This is a genomic window from Cupriavidus sp. SIMBA_020 (genome assembly GCF_046535395.1).
Classification (GTDB): domain Bacteria; phylum Pseudomonadota; class Gammaproteobacteria; order Burkholderiales; family Burkholderiaceae; genus Cupriavidus; species Cupriavidus campinensis.
Window position 1 is genome coordinate 1 of sequence record NZ_JAWRWU010000949.1, and the last position, 260, is coordinate 260.

Sequence of the window (260 nt, forward strand, 5' to 3'; positions counted from 1 at the left end):
CTCTTGCGGGCGCGCAGCTTGTCCAGCGACGCTTCGTCGGTCACGCCGTGCCGCGCGAAGTGACGCGCCGCGCCCTCGCCGCCCGCATTCGAGCCGTCGCCGGCCGCCATCACGCGCGCTTGCATGTACTCGCCGAGCGTCATCCATAGCCGGGCGTCCCAGCGTTGCTTGTCGCCGCCAGCGCACACCCAGTGCGCGAGACCGATGTGATCCGGGTGGCAATGCGTGACGATCACGCGCAGCACCGGCAGGCCGTCGAG

At 71.2% G+C, this 260-nt stretch carries 1 protein-coding gene; it reads right to left on the minus strand.

Going from position 1 to position 260, the window contains the following annotated elements:
- A partial coding sequence (locus SB751_RS32255; protein WP_410749290.1) for an MBL fold metallo-hydrolase occupies positions 1-260 on the minus strand: 260 nt, incomplete at both ends.